This window comes from Spirillospora albida (assembly GCF_000718255.1).
GTDB classification, from domain to species: Bacteria; Actinomycetota; Actinomycetes; order Streptosporangiales; family Streptosporangiaceae; genus Spirillospora; species Spirillospora albida.
In genome coordinates this window covers 1-16,939 of sequence record NZ_JOFJ01000019.1, presented here as the reverse complement: position 1 = coordinate 16,939, position 16,939 = coordinate 1, and the positions used below count along the sequence as shown (strand labels likewise).

Sequence of the window (16,939 nt, the reverse complement as noted above, 5' to 3'; positions counted from 1 at the left end):
GGCGCCGGTAGGGTGTCCTCAACGGCACGCGCCGCCCACCTGGGCGGACACGGGGCAGAGGAACACGCGGTTCGGTGATGTCACGGCAGCCCGGCGCACCGGGGACGAGCGGCCCCGAGCCGCCGCTGCCCGGCTCCCGCTCCGCCGCCTCGCCGGGCCCGCCATCCCTGCCCAGGACCGTCGTCGACGCGATCATCGGCGGCGTCTGCACCGCCATCTGCATCGAGGTGGAGACCGGCGACGCCGAACGCCTGCCCGACCTGCCGCCGTACCTCACCTACTTCGCCCTGCTCCCCGTCCTCGGGCGGGACGCCGCGTTCACAACCTCTGTGGTCAGTACAGCTAGCCCGCGGAGGCGTGGAGGGTGACCGCGTAGGCGGGGCCCGGATTGATCAGGCCGTGCGTCCGGTCGCCGCCGTGGACGCGCACGCGGTTGGGACGCAGCGGCCGCTCCGTCACCCCGTCCGCGCTGATCACGACCTCGGCCAGCTCCCCCGCCAGCAGCGTGCCGACGGTCGTGCCCGCGTGCTCGCCGTGGACGGCGCCGCGGTGGCCGGGCGGCCAGGTCGTCACCCACACGCGCGCGCCGTCCGGGCCGTCGAGCTCGGTGCGGACGGGAGCGCCGTCGTCGAAGGCCGCGCGGCGCCACCAGCCGGCGGGCCGGGCGGCCAGGTCGCGGACGTGGGCGGCGAGCTGGCCGACGGTCGGCGGGCGCGTGACGGCCGTCCGGCCGTGAGGGTCGTCCTGGCCGCGCATGGTGAGATCGGGAACCACTTGGGAGTCCTTCGTGTGAGCCGGATGACGGGCGGACATCACCTGGGCGCGGAAGGCCCGGCGAAACATCGCCCAAGACGGAGCGGGTCAGTGACTACGAGGTCAGTGACGACAACACGAAGGACACAGCGCGCTGGCCACGCGGCGGAGGGCCACGGGGCTGTCGAAGAAGAGGCGCGCTGACATAGACCTATAGGAGACACTCCGTCACCCACAGTTGTCAAGTGGAACGTTCATCCACCGGCCATCGCCGATCAAGCCGGGCGCCGTCCGGACCCGGCCGTGCGGCGGCAGCATGCGCCCCGACCCCACGGGAACGGAGGACTCGATGGATCGGCGCACCCTTCTGCGCGGCGGCCTGGCGGCCGGCGGCGGCGCGGCACTCTCCTTGCTGGGCGGCGGCGCCCCGGCGCTCGCGGGCCCGGCGGCCGGCCTGCTGCGCGGCGGCCGGCCACGCATCACCCACGGCGTCCAGAGCGGCGACGTGAGCGCCCGCGAGGCCGTCATCTGGACGCGGTCCGACCGCCCGGCCCGGATGCTCGTCGAGCTGAGCCGCCGCCCCGACTTCCGCGGCGCCCGCACCGTCCGGGGGCCCGTCCTCACCCCGGACACCGACCTCACGGGCAAGGCGTTCCTGCGCGGCCTGCCCCCCGGCGAGGAACTGCACTACCGGGTGCGGCTGGACGCGCTCGACCGGCACCTCGCGTCCGAGCCCGTCACCGGACGGCTCCGCACGGCCCCCCGCCACGCCCGCGACATCCGTTTCGTCTGGTCGGGCGACCTGGCCGGGCAGGGCTGGGGCATCAACCCGGACCTCGGCGGCTTCCGCATCTTCCGGGCGATGAGCGCGGTCGACCCCGACTTCTTCTTGTGCAGCGGCGACTTCGTCTACGCGGACGGCCCGCTTCAGGAGACCGTGGCCCTCCCGGACGGCCGTGTCTGGCGCAACGTCGTCACCCCGGAGAAGTCGGCCGTCGCGCAGACGCTCCCCGAGTACCGCGGCCAGTTCCGCTACAACCTCCTGGACGACAACCTGCGGGCCTTCAACGCCCACGTCCCGATGCTGTACCAGTGGGACGACCACGAGGTCGTCAACAACTGGTACCCGGGCGAGATCCTCGACAGCCCGCTCTACACCGAGAAGCGCGTCGACGTCCTCGCCGCACGCGCCCGCCGCGCGGTGTTCGAGTACACCCCGATGGCCGTGCCCGCCCAGCGCGGCGGACGCATGTACCGGAAGATCTCCTACGGCCCCCTGCTGGACATATTCATGCTCGACATGCGGACGTACAAGTCGGCGAACGACGACGGCGCGTCGCCCACGCAGAGGGAGGGCCTGCTCGGCGCCGAGCAGCTCGCGTGGCTGAAGCGGGAGCTCCGCGCGTCCGCGGCGGTGTGGAAGGTCATCGCGGCCGACCTGCCGCTCGGCCTCATCGTCCCGGACGGCACGGCGCAGGAGGGCGTCGCCCAGGGCGACCACGGCGCCCCGCTGGGGCGGGAACGCGAGATCGCCGATCTCCTTTCGCACGCGAAGAGGCACCGCGTCCGGAACATGGTGTGGCTGACCGCCGACGTGCACTACACGGCGGCCCATTACTACGACCCGGCCAAGGCGGGCTTCTCCGACTTCGATCCGTTCTGGGAATTCGTGTCGGGCCCCCTGAACGCCGGCGCGTTCGGCCCCAACAGGCTCGACACCACCTTCGGCGCGACCGTGGCGTTCCAGCAGGCGCCGCCGCGCGCGAACACGTCACCGGCCGAGGGCCACCAGTTCTTCGGCGAGGTCGCGATCGACGCCGCGTCCCGCGCGCTGACCGTCCGGCTGAGGGATCTGGACGGGCGCGTCCTCCACGCCCGGGAGCTGACGCCGCGGCGACGCTGACCTTGCCCGCGTTTGACCAGCTCATATCGCGGAGGCGTGTTTTCGCGAGAAATCCGGAGAAGTAGGGGTCCTGCCCATTACGGTCGGTCGGGCGCCGCCCACTCGATGCGGCGGAAACGCACGACCGGCGCTGTGGAGGAGAAGTGACGACCCCCCGAGATATCGAAGAGCTGGAACATATGGACGAGGTGGACGTCCACCCGGACGTCCACCGACCCACGGAGGCGGACGAGGAGGAGGTGCTGCGGCGGCTGTACGGCGAGCCGGACGCGGACGGGATCTTCCGGGGAGAGGGTTCCTGATGGGGACGGCGGCCGGCATGCTGGCGGCGGCCCGGCGGACCCTCGGGATGTCGGGACGCCCGAACACGATCACGCGCGAGTACGCGGCCAGGCGCGGGAGCGAGTTCCTCAGGGCGCCGTGGTGCGACATGGCGGTGACCTACTGGGCGCGGCACAGCGACAACGCCGCCGCGGTCCTGCCGGGAGGCGACCGCGCCTACACGGTCTGGCACGCGGAAGATTTCGTGCGTATCGGACGCTGGCGCAACGGGACGACGGCCGGGGTGAACGCGGCCAAGCCCGGCGACCTGGTGTTCTTCGACTGGGGCGCGACGAACTCCGTCGGGGCCATCGACCACGTGGGCGTCGTCGAGGTCGTCCTCGGCGGGGGACGCGTCCAGACGATCGAGGGCAACACGGGCGACGCGGTGAAGCGCCGCGTCCGCGACGCGAGCGTCATCGCCGGCTTCGGACGGCCGGCGTACTCGGGCGGCCACTGGACGGAGGACATCGTGAAGAAACTGCCGATGCTGAGCCGGGGCGACACCGGCGAGCACGTCGAGACCGTGCAGGGCCTGCTGCTGGCGCGCAGCCACTCCGAGGTCCGAGTCAACGGCAAGTTCGACGGGACGACCGAGTCGGCCGTGAAGGCCGTGCAGCGCTGGGGCGGAGTCGAGGACGACGGCGTCGTCGGCCCGAAGACATGGCCGGTCCTGCTGCGGGTGCACTGAACCGGTGTGAATTAGGCCACGTCGAGGTCTAGTACGGATTTCAACTCCGGCTTACCTTCGTTAGGTCGCCTTCCACGGAGGTGGCCCCGATGACGTGGCCGGTGCAGCGCGGACCCCCAGGGACGTCGTTCTCGACGAGTCCCCCACCCTGAGACGTCCCTGGGAGCACTGCATGCCACGTATCCGTGTGGAGGTCGACGGTTCCTCGTACGAGGACGACGTCGAGCCGCGCCTCCTTCTCGTCCACTACCTGCGCGACCGGCTGGGGAAGGTCGGAACCCCCGTCGGCTGTGACACCACCAACTGCGGAGCGTGCACCGTCCTGATGGACGGGCTCAGCGTGAAGAGCTGCTCCGTGCTCGCCGTCCAGGCCGACGGGCGCGAGGTCACGACCGTGGAGGGGCTCCGCGCCGGCCACCCCATGCAGCGGGCGTTCCACGAGGAGCACGCCCTCCAGTGCGGCTACTGCACGCCCGGCATGATCATGGCGTCGATCGACCTGCTGCGCGAGAACGCCGACCCGTCCGAGGACGAGATCCGCGACGGCCTCGAGGGCAACCTGTGCCGCTGCACGGGCTACCAGAACATCGTGCGGGCCGTCCGGCGCGCGGCGACCGAGATGCGGCGCCCCGCCTCCGAGGAGGTGACGTCGTGACCGAGGTCGGCAGTCCCCGGCTGCGGTCCGAGGACGCGCGGCTCGTCACGGGCCGGACGCGCTGGACCGACAACATGACGCCGGCCGGGACCCTCCATGTCGCGTACCTGCGCAGCCCCATCGCGCACGCGCGCATCACCCGGGTCGACACGGAGCCGGCGAAGGGGCGTCCGGGGGTGGTGGCCGTGCTCAGCGGCGCCGACCTCGCGGACGAGCAGGGCTCGCTGCCGTGCGCCTGGGTCGTCACGGAGGACATGAGGCTTCCGGAGCATCCCCCGATGGCGGTGGACGAGGTCCGCTACGTGGGCGAGCCGGTGGCGTGCGTGGTCGCGCGGGACCCGTACGCGGCGGTCGATGCCCTGGAGGAGATCGACGTCGACTACGAGCCCCTGCCCGCTGTCGTCGACATGGAGGCGGCGCTGGAGGAGGGCGCCGACCTCGTGCACGAGGGCCTCGGGACGAACTCGTCCTACACGTGGGTCTTCGAGAACGGTGACGTGGACGCGGCGCTCAGGGACGCGCCCGTACTGATCGAGCGCCGGTACGTGCAGCAGCGGCTCATCCCGACGGCGATGGAGCCGAGGTCGGTCCTGTGCGTCCCGGAGGGGGACGAGTTCACGCTGTACTCCTCGACGCAGATCCCGCACATCCTGCGGCTGATGCTCGCGACGGTGACGGGCGTCCCCGAGCACCGGCTGCGGGTCGTCGCGCCCGATGTGGGCGGCGGTTTCGGGTCGAAGCTCCAGGTGTACGGGGAGGAGGTCATCGCGCTGCTGCTCGCGCGGCGGCTCGGGCGTCCCGTGAAGTGGACGGAGTCCCGGAGCGAAGGGAACATGACCGTCCACCACGGCCGCGACCAGATCCAGCGGCTCACGCTCGCGGCGGAGCGCGACGGACGCCTCCGCGGCATCAAGGTGGAGCTCCTGGCGGACATGGGCGCCTACCTGATGCTCGTGACGCCCGGCATCCCGCTGCTCGGCGCGTTCATGTACAGCGGCGTCTACAAGATGGACGCGTACTCGTTGACCTGCACGGGCGTCTTCACCACCAAGATGCCGACGGACGCCTACCGGGGGGCGGGGCGCCCGGAGGCGACGTTCGCGATCGAGCGCCTGATGGACGAGCTCGCCGCCGAACTGGACCTCGACCCCGTCGAGGTGCGGCGCCGCAACTGGATCCGGCACGAGGAGTTCCCCTACGACACGGTCGCGGGCCTCACGTACGACTCGGGCGACTACGAGTCGGCGACGGAGCGGGCCCTGGAGCTGTTCGCCTACGACAAGTTGCGCGCGGAGCAGGCCGACCGGCGGGAGCGGCGCGACCCGGTGCAGCTCGGCATCGGGGTGTCGGTGTTCACGGAGATGTGCGGGCTCGCGCCGTCGCGGGTGCTCGGGTCGCTGTCCTACGGCGCCGGCGGGTGGGAGCACGCGTCGGTCCGGGTCCTGCCGTCGGGGAAGGTCGAGGTGGTGACGGGGACGTCACCGCACGGGCAGGGCCATGAGACGGCGTGGGCGCAGATCACGGCGGACAGGCTCGGGGTCCCGTTCGAGGACGTGCGGGTCCTGCACGGCGACACCGCCGTCTCGCACAAGGGAATGGACACCTACGGGTCGCGTTCGCTCGCGGTCGGCGGGGTCGCGCTGTACTCCGCCTGCGAGAAGGTCGTCGACAAGGCCCGGAAGGTCGCCGCGCATCTGCTGGAGGCGTCCGAGCAGGACCTGGAGTTCAGCGGCGGGCGGTTCAGCGTCCGCGGCGTCGAGCAGGAGGGCCGCACCATCCAGGAGGTCGCGACGGCCGCGTTCGCCGCGCACGACCTGCCCGACGGCGTCGAGCCCTCCCTGGACTCGGACGCGACCTTCGACCCGGAGAACTTCTCCTTCCCCCATGGCACGCACCTGTGCGCGGCGGAGGTCGACACGGAGACGGGGATGGTGAGGCTCCGCTCGTACGTCGCGCTCGACGACGTCGGGAAGGTCGTGAACCCGGTCATCGTGGAGGGGCAGGTGCACGGCGGTCTCGCGCAGGGCATCGCGCAGGCCCTCTTCGAGGAGGCCGTGTACGACGCGGAGGGGAACCTGACCACGACGACCATGGCGGACTACCTGATCCCGACGGCGGCCGACCTGCCCGAGTTCGTCACCGAGCGGACGGAGACGCCCGCGACGACGAACCCGCTCGGCGTGAAGGGCGTCGGCGAGGCGGGCACGATCGCGTCCACGCCCGCCGTCGTGAACGCGATCGTGGACGCGCTGCGCCCGTACGGCGTCCGGGACGTCCCGATGCCGTGCACGCCCGAGCGGGTGTGGCGGGCGCTCCGCGACGAAAGCCCGCCCGACCTGGCCGAACCGGGTGCGGGCGGCGGGCTCGGCTCGGCGGGAGGTGCCCGATGATCCCCGCGTCGTTCGACTACGTGCGGCCGGAATCGGTGGACGAGGCCCTGGAGGCCCTCACCGACGCGGGCGAGGACGCGAAGATCATCGCGGGCGGGCAGAGCCTCATGCCGCTGCTGCGGATGCGGCTCGCGATGCCCGACACGCTGATCGACCTCGACCGGCTCGACTCCCTGCGGGACGTCCGGGACGACGGCGACGCCATCGTCATCGGCGCGCTCGCGACGCACCACCGGGTGCTGCGCGATCCCCTCGTCCGCGCGCACGCCCCGCTGCTCGTGCGGGCGACGGCGAAGGTCGCGGACCCGGCCGTCCGGCATCGCGGCACGTTCGGCGGGGCCCTCGCGCACGCCGATCCGGCGAGCGACCTCCCGGCGGTGGCGGTGGCGCTGGACGCGGAGCTCCTCGCACGGTCGGCGCGGGGCGAGCGGCGGATCCCGGCGGCGGACTTCTTCGTCGACTGGATGACGTCGGCGCTGGAGCCGGACGAGCTGCTCACCGGTATCCGGGTGCCGAAGCCCGGCGAGGGCTGGGGCGTCCACTACGAGAAGTTCCACCGGACGGCGCAGGCGTGGGCGATCGTGGGCGTCGCGTGCGCGGTCCGCCGCGACGACGGCCGGGTCGGCGACGCGCGGGTCGCGCTGACGAACATGGGCCCGGTGCCGGTGCGGTGCCGCGCGGTCGAGGAGGCCCTGGCCGGCGGCGCGGCGATCCGGGACGCGGCGGAGCTGGCCGCCGAGGGCACCGAGCCGCCCTCCGACCTGGACGGGTCGGCCGAGTATCGGACGCATCTCGCGGCGGTCCTGACCGCGCGGGCGCTGGCCGCCGCGGCGGCGGTCTGAGGATGCGCGCGGCCGGGCGGGCCGGACCGGCCCGGCCGCGCGGACATCCCAAACCACCCGAACCGGACGTTGTAGGGTCGCGGGCAAGTTCTCCGGACGAAGAAGGACTGATCATGGAGCTCGACCACGATTTCACCGTCCCCGTACCGGTGGACGAGGCCTGGTCGGTGCTGCTCGACGTGGAACGCGTCGCGCTGTGCATGCCGGGAGCGACCCTCGACGCGTCCGACGGCGACGAGCACACCGGCCGGCTCAAGGTGAAGGTCGGCGCGATGACCATCACCTACCGGGGCACCGCCCGCATCGTGTCCGCCGACGCGTCGTCCCGCACGGTCGCGATCGAGGCGGCCGCCAAGGAGGCGCGCGGCTCCGGCACCGCCAACGCGACCGTCCAGGCCCGCCTGACCGAGGAGGACGGCACGACGAAGGTCGCCGTCCACACCAAGCTGAACGTGACGGGCCGTCCCGCCCAGTTCGGCCGCAACATCCTCGCCGAGGTCGGCTCGAAGCTCATCGCCCGCTTCGCCAAGGCCCTCGCCAAGGAACTCGAATCCCCCGCCGAACCCGCGCCGACCCCCGAGCCCCCGGCGGCACCAAACACCACCCCCGAAGCCGCGGCGGCCGCTGAGCCCGAGGCGGCGGCCGAGCCCGCTGAGCCGGTCGAGGCCCCGGCCGTGGAGACGCCGCGTCCGCGGGCCGTCCCGCAGCAGGCGCCCGCTCCCGCCGTCGAGCAGGAGCCGGCGCCGGTCGTGGAGCAGAAGCCGGTCGTGGAGCGGGCCTCGGTGACGCCCATCCGGGCCGAACGGGACGACGACGTGATCGACCTGTTCGAGGTGGCCGGGCCGTCGGTCGCCAAGCGGGCCGTCCCGGCGGCCGGCGGGCTCGTCGCGCTGCTGCTCGCCGTCCGGTTCCTCGTGCGGCGCCGCACGCGGGGGCGTCGGCGCCGGCGCTGACTTCAGCCGGCGGTCAAGGCCCGGTCAACGCTCCGCAGCGGGCGGCGGCGAGAGTGGCCCGGACCGCGCCCGGGCGGTCGGCTGGGGGCGTGGACACGAGCGAGATCCAGCGGATCGCGCGGATCGAGGACGCCAACTGGTGGTACCGGGAGCGCCGCGCGATCGTGTCGCGGGAGCTGCCGCACCTCGGCGTCCCCGGCGTGGCCCTCGACGTCGGCGCGGCCACCGGCGGGACCGCGCGGGTGCTGCAGCGGCGCGGCTGGCACGTCACGGCGGTCGACCTGAACCCGGACGCGGTGGCGCTGGCGAGGGAGCGGGGCGTCGACGCCCACCAGGGCGACGCGCGCTACCTGCAATGCCCGACGTCCCGGTACGACCTGGTGCTGGCGCTGGACGTTCTGGAGCACATCGAGGAGGACGCGCGCGCCGCCGCCGAGATCGCGCGGGTGCTGCGGCCCGGCGGGGTCGCGCTGGTGTCCGTCCCGTGCGACATGGAGCTGTGGTCGGCGCACGACGTGGCGGCCGGGCGGGTGCGCCGGTACGAGCGGCAGGACCTCATCACCCTGATCGAGGACGCGGGGCTGATGGTCGAGCGGCTGTGGAGCGCCGGCGTGCTGCTGCGCCCGCTGCTGCGGCGGCTCCGGCACCGCAGCCCGCGCCGGGAGGACCTGGCGCCGCTGCCGCCGCCGGTGAACGCGGCGCTGGCCCGCCTGTGCGCGATGGAGCGGCGGCTGCCGGTCTCGGGCCGGCCGGGGACGCGGGTGTTCGTCCGTGCCCGCCGCCCCTGGGGCGCGGCGATCGGCGCGGACGGCGGCCCGTAGACTTGGGGTCCCGCCGAAATCCCGTCTTGCCCTGTGAAAGGCGTTGCTGGTGTCCGCAGACCAGTCCTTTGACACCGTTCTCGTCGTCGATTTCGGCGCGCAGTACGCGCAGCTGATCGCCCGGCGGGTCCGCGAGTGCCATGTGTTCTCCGAGATCGTGCCGTCCACGATGCCGGCCGCGGAGATGCGCGCGAAGAACCCCAAGGCGATCATCCTGTCGGGCGGGCCGTCGTCGGTGTACGAGCCGGGCGCCCCTGCCGTCCCGGACGGGCTGTTCGACCTCGGGATCCCCACGTTCGGGATCTGCTACGGCCACCAGGCGATGGCGCGGGCGCTCGGCGGGACGGTGGAGAACTCCGAGGTCGCCGAGTACGGCGGCGCGACGGTGGCGGTGGCGTCCCCCGGCATCCTGTTCGCGGGGCTCCCGCACGAGCAGGCGGTGTGGATGTCGCACCGCGACTACGTCAGCGACGCGCCCGAGGGCTTCACGGTGACGGCGAGCACGGACGTGACGCCGGTCGCGGGCATGGAGGACCTGAAGCGCGGGTTCTTCGGCGTCCAGTTCCACCCCGAGGTGCTGCACACCGAGCACGGCATGGAGATCTTGCGCCGGTTCCTGTACGAGGGCGCGGGCTGCCGTCCGAACTGGACGATGGTCAACATCGCGGACGAGTCGATCGAGGCCGTCCGCAAGCAGGTCGGGACGAAGCGGGTCATCTGCGGCCTGTCCGGCGGAGTGGACTCGGCGGTCGCGGCGGCCCTCGTCCAGCAGGCCATCGGCGACCAGCTGACCTGCGTCTTCGTCGACCACGGCCTGCTGCGCAAGGGCGAACCCGAGCAGGTCGAGAAGGACTTCGTCGCCGCCACCGGCGTGAACCTCCACGTCGTGGACGCCCAGGAGCGCTTCCTCAGCGCCCTCGACGGCGTCACCGACCCGGAGACCAAGCGAAAGATCATCGGCCGGGAGTTCATCCGCGTCTTCGAGGAGGCGGCCCGCGAGATCGTCGGCGAGGAGGCCCCCGAGCCCGTCGAGTTCCTCGTCCAGGGCACCCTCTACCCGGACGTCGTGGAGTCGGGCGGCGGCACCGGCGCGGCGAACATCAAGTCGCACCACAACGTCGGCGGCCTCCCCGACGACCTCCAGTTCAAGCTGATCGAGCCGCTCCGCACCCTGTTCAAGGACGAGGTCCGGGCGCTCGGCGAGCAGCTCGGCCTGCCGTCGGAGATCGTGTGGCGGCAGCCGTTCCCCGGCCCCGGCCTCGGCATCCGCATCATCGGCGCCGTCGACCGCGAGCGACTCGACATCCTGCGCGAGGCCGACGCGATCGCCCGCGAGGAGCTGACCCGCGCCGGGCTCGACCGCGACATTTGGCAGTTCCCGGTGGTGCTGCTGGCGGACGTCCGCTCGGTCGGCGTCCAGGGCGACAGCCGCACCTACGGCCACCCGATCGTGCTGCGCCCCGTGACCAGCGAGGACGCGATGACCGCCGACTGGGCCCGGCTGCCCTACGACGTCCTGCAGAAGATCTCGACCCGGATCACCAACGAGGTCCGCGAGATCAACCGAGTGACGGTCGACATCACCTCGAAGCCCCCGGGCACCATCGAGTGGGAGTGAAACGCGGAGGCCCGGGTGCGTCGCACCCGGGCCTCGCGTCTTCCGGTCACACGCCGGCGGGGACCAGCGCGGCCTCCGCGTCGAGCGTCGCGGCGGTCGCGTTCACGACGGCCGCGATGCGCAGCGCCTCCTGGACGAGCTCGCGCGACAGGCCCGCCTCGCGGATGACCTTCTCGTGCGACTCCAGGCACCGGCCGCAGCCGTTGATCGCCGACACGGCGAGGCACCACAGCTCGAAGTCGACCTTGTCCACACCGGGCTTCCCGATGATCGACATCCGCAGCTTGGCGGGCAGCGTCGCGTACGTCTCGTCGCCGATCAGGTGCGTGGCGCGGTAGTACACGTTGTTCATCGCCATGATCGAAGCGGCGCCCTTGGCCGCCTCGAACGCCTCGGCGGTCAGGTAGTCCCCCGCCTCCTCGGCCAGCTCGCGGATGACGTTCGCGCTGCGCGTGGCGAGCGCGCAGGCCAGGACCGTCCCCCACAGCTGCTGCTCGGACAGCGCCGAGGTGGTGGTCAGCGACCCGAGGTTGAGCTTGGTGTCCTTCGCGTACGCCGGGAGGGCGCTCTTCAGTGCGTCGACGCTCATGCTCAGACGCCCGCCATCAGCTTGGTCGCGTCCAGGGTCTCCTCGCCCTTGTTCCAGTTGCAGGGGCACAGCTCGTCGCTCTGGAGGGCGTCGAGGACCCGGAGGACCTCCTTGACGTTCCGGCCGACGGACCCGGCGGTGACCATCGAGAACTGGATCTCGTTGTTCGGGTCGACGATGAACGTGGCGCGCTGCGCGACGCCGTCCGGCGTGAGGATGCCGAGCGCGGAGGCCAGCTCGCGGTTGAGGTCCGAGAGCATCGGGAAGGGCAGCTCGCGGAGGTCCGGGTGGTCCTTGCGCCACGCGAAGTGGACGAACTCGTTGTCGACGGACGCGCCGAGCACCTGCGCGTCACGGTCGGCGAAGTCCTCGTTCAGCCGGCCGAACTCCGCGATCTCCGTCGGACAGACGAACGTGAAGTCCTTCGGCCAGAAGAACACCACGCGCCACTTGCCCTCGTAGGTCTTGTGGTTGATCGTCTCGAACGCGTTGTCCGCGTCCAGCGAGACGCAGGCGGTCAGCTCGTACTCGGGGAACTGGTCACCGACAGTAAGCACGCGTGCTCCTTTGGTTCGCGAGTCTGTTTTGTGGTGAAGCGCCGCCGGAGGCGGCGGGACGGCTCCCACATTGCCGCAGCGCCACACGCTGGGCCAATCAATCCAGCGCATGAATTCGATAGACAACGCCTATCAACACCGCGAAAGCGCCGCTGTGCAGGCTTTCAATCCCTCAAACCGGCCCTCGCGTCCCGAAGACGATGAGGAAGATCACATCAGCGACCCGTCAGACCTGCGAAAACACGCAAGCTCCGATCATATGCCCCACACCTCCCATAGCCCCAGGGGGCGGAGCCCGGAGGGGTCGCCGCTTCGTCGGCTCGATCGGGTGACGGATCGACGCGCCGATCAATCGCCGCGATTGCGTCCGGCCATGAAGCCGGCCCAGTCTCGGATCGTCTGTGCGGTCTCGTCGGTGATGTCCGAGCCGTCCACATCCACGGGGGCGAGCCACCGGTAGGTGGTGTGTTCGGCCGACAGCGTGATCGGCTGCTGGTGGTATGCGAGCCCGAAGGTGTATTGACGTGCTCTGCGACCAGATCCGGACGTGTAGTCGAACCGTGCGACGAATCCGGGGTCGAGGACCGGCCGTCCGGTCCAGCCGATCTCTTCGGTGAGTTCGCGGCGCAGCGCGGTGAGCAGGTCTTCGCCGGGCTCGACGCCGCCGGAGGGCAGTTCCTCGATGCCGGGCAGGAACGTGTCGTCACCTGAGCGGCGCAAGATGAGCACCCGCCCGCCGGTGTGGACGACGGCGCCGACCACGAGCTTCTCGACGCCGTCGCGGTCGGCGTCGTCGACCAGACCTCGAAAGTCGATGCCCTGGGTGGTGGTCACGGTCACAGCGTAACCGTGAGGACGGTGGCGAGGGCGTCGGTCATCTCGTCGATCGCGGTGTCGGTGAACGTGCGGCCGACCGGGCCGTCCGTGGCCGGGACGGCGATGCGCAGCGAAGTGGCGGCCAGTTGCTCGGCCACGCGCGGCTCTGATCGGATGCACGAGGCGGCGTAGGTGGTGACCGGGGATCTGGGCGAGGCGAAGATCGGGTAGGTGTGCAGCGGCCGCATGGCGTCGCAGGTGGTGATCTCGCCGTATCCGCGCCGGTGGAGGGTCCGGAGAAGATCATCGCGGGTGAATCCGGCGACCACCGGGTCGATGGTGAACACGAAGGCATAGAAAGTGGCGGTCCGGTCAGGGCCGGTCGGCGTGAGCACACCGATGCCGGGTAGTCCGGACAGCAGGTGTTCCAGACGCGCGGCGTGCCGCTCGCGGACGGTGAGCCAGTGGTCCAGGCGCCGCAGGTACACCTCGGCCATCGCCAACCCGAGCGGGTGGGCCCGGTACTTGAGCCCGAGGCCGGTCTCGGCGAACCGGTACAGCGGTGACTCACGGCCGACCTCGCCCATGGCCCGCTTGTTGAAGTGCCCGAGCAGGGTGGCCTTCTCGTAGACGTCGCGGTGCGGGGTGGTCAGGATGCCACCTTCGCCGGCGGTGATCGTCTTGCGGCCCTGCAGACTCCAGCAGGCCGCGTCGGCGAGCTCGCCGACGCAGATGCCGTCGCGGGCGGCACCGTGGGCGTGGGAGCAGTCCTCCACCAGCGCCAGACCGCGAGTGTCACACCAGGCCCGCAGTTTTCGGGTGTCCTGCGGGTCGCCCCACATGTGTGTGACCACGATCGCCTTGGTGCGGTCGGTCACCAGCCCGGCGGCGCGTTCGAGATCCAGTTCGCCGTGGGCGTCGACGTCGGCCAGAACCGGCACGGCGCCCAGTTGCAGCAGCGGCATCGCGGTCGCGAAGAAGGTGTAGTCCTGCACGATCACCTCATCACCCGGGCCCAGGCCCAAGGCGTAGTAGGCCGAGTGCAGAGCCGCTGTCCCCGAGGACGTGAGCAGTGCGTGCGAGGGCTTTCCGATGCTGCTGTGGCGGGGAGGCGAAGGCGTCCTCGAACCGGGCGATGATCCCGGACCGGCCGTAGAGGGAGATGTCGGTGTGCAGCTGCCGGGCGACGGCGGCGGAGACCTCGGCGTCGATCGGCGGCCAGGGGAGCGTCATGAGACGAGCCTTTCCGGAAGATGGGCGGAACCGGGGCCGGGGGTCTGCACGGTGGCGACGGGAGCGGGGCGGCGCAGACGGACCGAGGTGTAGGCCGCCTCCATCAGCGCGGTCGCGGCGACACCGACCCGCGCCTCGGCGGCCGTGACCGCTGCCTCACCGAGGCTGCGTACGTGGTGCCCCAACATGGCCGCCCAGGGGTCATCGTCGGAGGTCATATCCACCCGATGGGTGATGCCGCCGGTATCGGCGGTCTGGATCTTCGCACGGTCGCCAGCGATCGTGATGCGGCCGTGCTCGGCGACCAGGTCGACCTCGTCGGCGCGCTCCTCACAGCGGGACAGGTGCACGGTTCCCGCGCACCCGTCCGCGTGCGTGATGGTCAGATGGGCGCTCTCCTCTACCGCGACGGCGGGTCGGTGCGCTGGAGAACCGGTGGTGACCGCGTACACCGTGGTCGGGTGGGTGCCCGGACGGATCGCCCAGCGGCTGATCAGGTCGAATGCGTGGTAGCCCAGATCGCAGATCGCGCCGCCGCCGGCGCGCTTCGCCGAGGCCCGCCACGTGCCGGTGTAGTCGCCGACGGGCCGGGTGATCCGGATTCGATAGGACAGCAGCCGTCCCCACGCCGTCAGACGGTCGGCGGCCAGCTGCAGCAGCTGCCCGTGCGGCCGGTGGGCCAGCACCCGCACATCCCGGGTCGCAAGCTGGACGGCGTGCTCGAGGATGAGGGCGTATGGCTTCTCCTTCCACACCGCCGAACCCGCATCGGCCAGTCGCAGCGTCAGGTCCTGGTGGTGGTCATGGGGGCACGCGACAAGCGCCACCTCGTACGGTCGCTCGGCCAGCGCCCGATCCAGGTCTGTGAACACCGGCACGTCGGGGCCAGAAGCCCGGCGGCCACCAGTTCGGCGGCCCGGTCGCCGGTTGCAGGATCGGGGTCGCAGATCGCGGCGGGCTTCAGTGGCAGGGACGCCCGAGCCAGCGCGGGCAGCAGGACACCGGTGACGCGCTGTCCGCGCCGACGATCAGCAACCGCGGATGCTCGCTGAGGTCCCGGCCGGCGGGCCGGGACCCGGCGGGGGCGATGTCGACCATCGTGGCCTCCTCGTGGTATGCGCTACGGAGGCCAGGAGACCTGCCATGCGGCCGGTGAGGCCATGCTGAGACGCCCTCATTCACGGTTCATTCACCACCTCACCCCTGATTGGAGAGATGATCGGGGCATGCCAGCGCTGCCACCCCCCGGAGACCCGGCCCCCGGCTCGACAAGCGGACCTTCGGGAGGGAGCATCTCGTTCGGCGCGGCTTTGACCCGATGGCGCGAGCACCGCCGGATGCCCAAGAAGAAGCTGGCGGCCGCGATGGGCTTCGATCCCTCATACATCAGCCATGTCGAAGCCGGGCGCCACCCGGCCAGCGAAGACTTCACCCGCAAAGCCGAGAGCGTGCTCAATACAGGTGGCGCGCTGTGGCAGGCATGGCGGGCCGAGGGCTCGACGCGCGTAAGCGGTACCGGTATCGGGACCGGAACCGTCGACGGCCTGGTGGTCGAGGAGGACCACGCCCGCCTGGTCTATGACGGCACGGTGTACCGGCCGCACCAGCGGCGCCGACTGTTCAACGGCGGCGCCGAGCCGGTCACCCGATACCTGATGCGCATCAGCGTCGACCGCTACCCCGGTCAACCTGAGCGCTCCAACGCCCTCTACCGGGCGCGTCCGCTGACCTTCGACGAGCTCGCGCTGGATGCGACCTGCGACGGGGAGCCCATGAAGTGGATGCCGAAACTGGATCGTGACAGCTTCAAAGAGGCATGGCTGTGCCTGGAAAACGACCGTGGCCGGTTCCCGCTCTACCCCGGGCAGCACTCGACCATCGAGTACGGCTACCGGGTGGACCACGACCGGTGGGGCCCGTGGTTCCAGCGAGCCGTGCGCCTGCCCACCCGGCACCTCTCGGTCGAGCTGGTATTCCCCCGCGGCCCTGGACCCGGTGGTGTGGGGGACGGAGACCTCCACCACCGCTCAGGCCGTCCCGCTGCGCACCCCCATCGCCCGCAAAGTCGACGGCGACCAGGTGGTGTTCTCCTGGGCCGCCACCGATCCGCCGATGGGCACCCGCTACCGGCTGGAGTGGCGGTTCCGCGCTCGCAGCGACAACGATGAACAGCTCCGCCCCGAGCTGCGCACGGCCAGCGACCGAATGAAGGCCGCCGGCATCGTCCAGCACGGCGACCCGATCCTGTCGCGGACCGCGCGGCCTTTCCACCTGCCCTCCGAGAACGAGTCGGCCAACGAGGTCGTCGACCGGTTGTTCGCCGCGATGCAGCGCGTCCGCGAGCACCACGTGTTCGGCAAAGGCATGGGCCTGGCCGCCCCGCAGATCGGCATCAACCGCGCCGCCGCCATAGTCCAGCCTCCCGACCCCGACGCCGAACCACTCGTGCTCCTCAATCCGCGAGTGATCGGCACGTCGGCCGAGACCGACGAACAGTACGAAGGATGCCTGAGTTTCTTCGACGTACGCGGACTCGTCCCACGGCCGCTGCAACTGGAAGTCGAGCACACGCGCTCGGACGGGCAGCGAAGCATCATCGTCTTGGAAGCCGGTCTGGCACGGCTGGCAGGGCATGAGATCGATCACCTGTACGGACGGCTCTACACAGAGCGCATGCGCAACGGCGTCGAACCCATCCTGAGCTTCCCCCGGTAGCACGGACACCCGATCTGAGTTGACCTTGATCAACTTGGGAAGGAGTGTCTCGTGCCACCACCTCACCCGCCGGAGTTCCGGC

At 71.4% G+C, this 16,939-nt stretch carries 19 protein-coding genes; 12 read left to right on the top strand and 7 right to left on the bottom strand.

Going from position 1 to position 16,939, the window contains the following annotated elements:
* Window positions 1–77 precede the first annotated feature (77 nt).
* On the top strand, window positions 78–368 hold the full coding sequence (locus tag IE99_RS0122905; RefSeq protein WP_157610451.1) for a hypothetical protein: 291 nt from the start codon (window positions 78–80) through the stop codon (window positions 366–368).
* Here IE99_RS0122905 and IE99_RS0122900 read toward each other — a convergent pair.
* Window positions 343–774: a cupin domain-containing protein gene (locus tag IE99_RS0122900; RefSeq protein WP_030174577.1), complete on the bottom strand. Its 432-nt coding sequence runs from the start codon at window positions 772–774 to the stop codon at window positions 343–345. The two genes, IE99_RS0122905 and IE99_RS0122900, sit on opposite strands and share 26 nt — an antisense overlap.
* Window positions 775–1,102: 328 nt before the next feature.
* On the opposite strand from IE99_RS0122900, the gene IE99_RS0122895 reads away from it, so the two are divergent.
* From IE99_RS0122895 to guaA, 9 genes are all read left to right on the top strand, one after another.
* The gene (locus tag IE99_RS0122895) at window positions 1,103–2,656 is read left to right on the top strand and encodes an alkaline phosphatase D family protein (RefSeq protein WP_030174575.1); all 1,554 of its coding nucleotides are present in this window, start codon (window positions 1,103–1,105) and stop codon (window positions 2,654–2,656) included.
* A 143-nt stretch (window positions 2,657–2,799) separates the two neighbouring features.
* A complete protein-coding gene (locus IE99_RS32080) occupies window positions 2,800–2,958 on the top strand; it encodes a hypothetical protein (protein ID WP_157610450.1) in 159 nt (52 codons plus the stop codon).
* Window positions 2,958–3,668: a peptidoglycan-binding domain-containing protein gene (locus IE99_RS0122885; RefSeq protein ID WP_030174572.1), complete on the top strand. Its 711-nt coding sequence runs from the start codon at window positions 2,958–2,960 to the stop codon at window positions 3,666–3,668. Before IE99_RS32080 ends, IE99_RS0122885 begins: the two co-directional genes overlap by 1 nt.
* 172 nt (window positions 3,669–3,840) lie before the next feature.
* On the top strand, window positions 3,841–4,323 hold the full coding sequence (locus IE99_RS0122880) for a (2Fe-2S)-binding protein (protein WP_037559952.1): 483 nt from the start codon (window positions 3,841–3,843) through the stop codon (window positions 4,321–4,323).
* Window positions 4,320–6,713, top strand: coding sequence for a xanthine dehydrogenase family protein molybdopterin-binding subunit (locus IE99_RS0122875; RefSeq protein ID WP_030174566.1), 2,394 nt, complete (start codon window positions 4,320–4,322; stop codon window positions 6,711–6,713). Before IE99_RS0122880 ends, IE99_RS0122875 begins: the two co-directional genes overlap by 4 nt.
* Window positions 6,710–7,555 carry an FAD binding domain-containing protein gene (locus IE99_RS0122870; protein ID WP_030174563.1) on the top strand — a complete coding sequence of 282 codons (846 nt, stop codon included), beginning with the start codon at window positions 6,710–6,712 and terminating at the stop codon, window positions 7,553–7,555. Before IE99_RS0122875 ends, IE99_RS0122870 begins: the two co-directional genes overlap by 4 nt.
* Window positions 7,556–7,668: 113 nt before the next feature.
* Window positions 7,669–8,508, top strand: coding sequence for an SRPBCC family protein (locus IE99_RS0122865; protein WP_030174560.1), 840 nt, complete (start codon window positions 7,669–7,671; stop codon window positions 8,506–8,508).
* 89 nt (window positions 8,509–8,597) lie between these two features.
* Window positions 8,598–9,329 (top strand): class I SAM-dependent methyltransferase, encoded by a 732-nt coding sequence (locus IE99_RS0122860; protein ID WP_051713065.1) that lies wholly within the window; start codon window positions 8,598–8,600, stop codon window positions 9,327–9,329.
* Window positions 9,330–9,372: 43 nt separating this feature from the next.
* Window positions 9,373–10,947, top strand: coding sequence for a glutamine-hydrolyzing GMP synthase (gene guaA / locus IE99_RS0122855; protein ID WP_030174554.1), 1,575 nt, complete (start codon window positions 9,373–9,375; stop codon window positions 10,945–10,947).
* A 46-nt stretch (window positions 10,948–10,993) separates the two neighbouring features.
* Here the strand turns inward: guaA and ahpD are convergent, their stop codons facing one another.
* The 6 genes from ahpD to IE99_RS32075 all read right to left on the bottom strand — a co-directional run bounded on the left by ahpD (window position 10,994) and on the right by IE99_RS32075 (window position 15,240).
* Window positions 10,994–11,536, bottom strand: coding sequence for an alkylhydroperoxidase, AhpD family (gene ahpD / locus IE99_RS0122850; protein WP_030174551.1), 543 nt, complete (start codon window positions 11,534–11,536; stop codon window positions 10,994–10,996).
* A 2-nt stretch (window positions 11,537–11,538) separates the two neighbouring features.
* On the bottom strand, window positions 11,539–12,093 hold the full coding sequence (locus IE99_RS0122845) for a peroxiredoxin (protein WP_030174547.1): 555 nt from the start codon (window positions 12,091–12,093) through the stop codon (window positions 11,539–11,541).
* Window positions 12,094–12,441: 348 nt separating this feature from the next.
* Complete coding sequence (locus tag IE99_RS0122840; RefSeq protein ID WP_211258896.1) at window positions 12,442–12,927, bottom strand: NUDIX domain-containing protein; 486 nt, start codon at window positions 12,925–12,927, stop codon at window positions 12,442–12,444.
* Window positions 12,928–12,929: 2 nt separating this feature from the next.
* The gene (locus IE99_RS29655) at window positions 12,930–13,982 is read right to left on the bottom strand and encodes a DegT/DnrJ/EryC1/StrS family aminotransferase (RefSeq protein ID WP_281176576.1); all 1,053 of its coding nucleotides are present in this window, start codon (window positions 13,980–13,982) and stop codon (window positions 12,930–12,932) included.
* A 156-nt stretch (window positions 13,983–14,138) separates the two neighbouring features.
* Window positions 14,139–15,020, bottom strand: a complete 882-nt coding sequence (locus IE99_RS0122830; protein WP_030174544.1) for a Gfo/Idh/MocA family protein — start codon at window positions 15,018–15,020, stop codon at window positions 14,139–14,141.
* 82 nt (window positions 15,021–15,102) lie between these two features.
* Window positions 15,103–15,240 carry a hypothetical protein gene (locus IE99_RS32075; protein WP_157610449.1) on the bottom strand — a complete coding sequence of 46 codons (138 nt, stop codon included), beginning with the start codon at window positions 15,238–15,240 and terminating at the stop codon, window positions 15,103–15,105.
* A gap of 239 nt (window positions 15,241–15,479) precedes the next feature.
* On the opposite strand from IE99_RS32075, the gene IE99_RS32800 reads away from it, so the two are divergent.
* Both IE99_RS32800 and IE99_RS32795 read left to right on the top strand, forming a co-directional pair.
* Complete coding sequence (locus IE99_RS32800; protein ID WP_211258895.1) at window positions 15,480–16,310, top strand: helix-turn-helix domain-containing protein; 831 nt, start codon at window positions 15,480–15,482, stop codon at window positions 16,308–16,310.
* Entirely contained in the window at window positions 16,255–16,857 is a 603-nt protein-coding gene (locus IE99_RS32795) for a peptide deformylase (protein WP_211258894.1), read from the top strand. Before IE99_RS32800 ends, IE99_RS32795 begins: the two co-directional genes overlap by 56 nt.
* The last annotated feature ends 82 nt before the right edge of the window (window positions 16,858–16,939 follow it).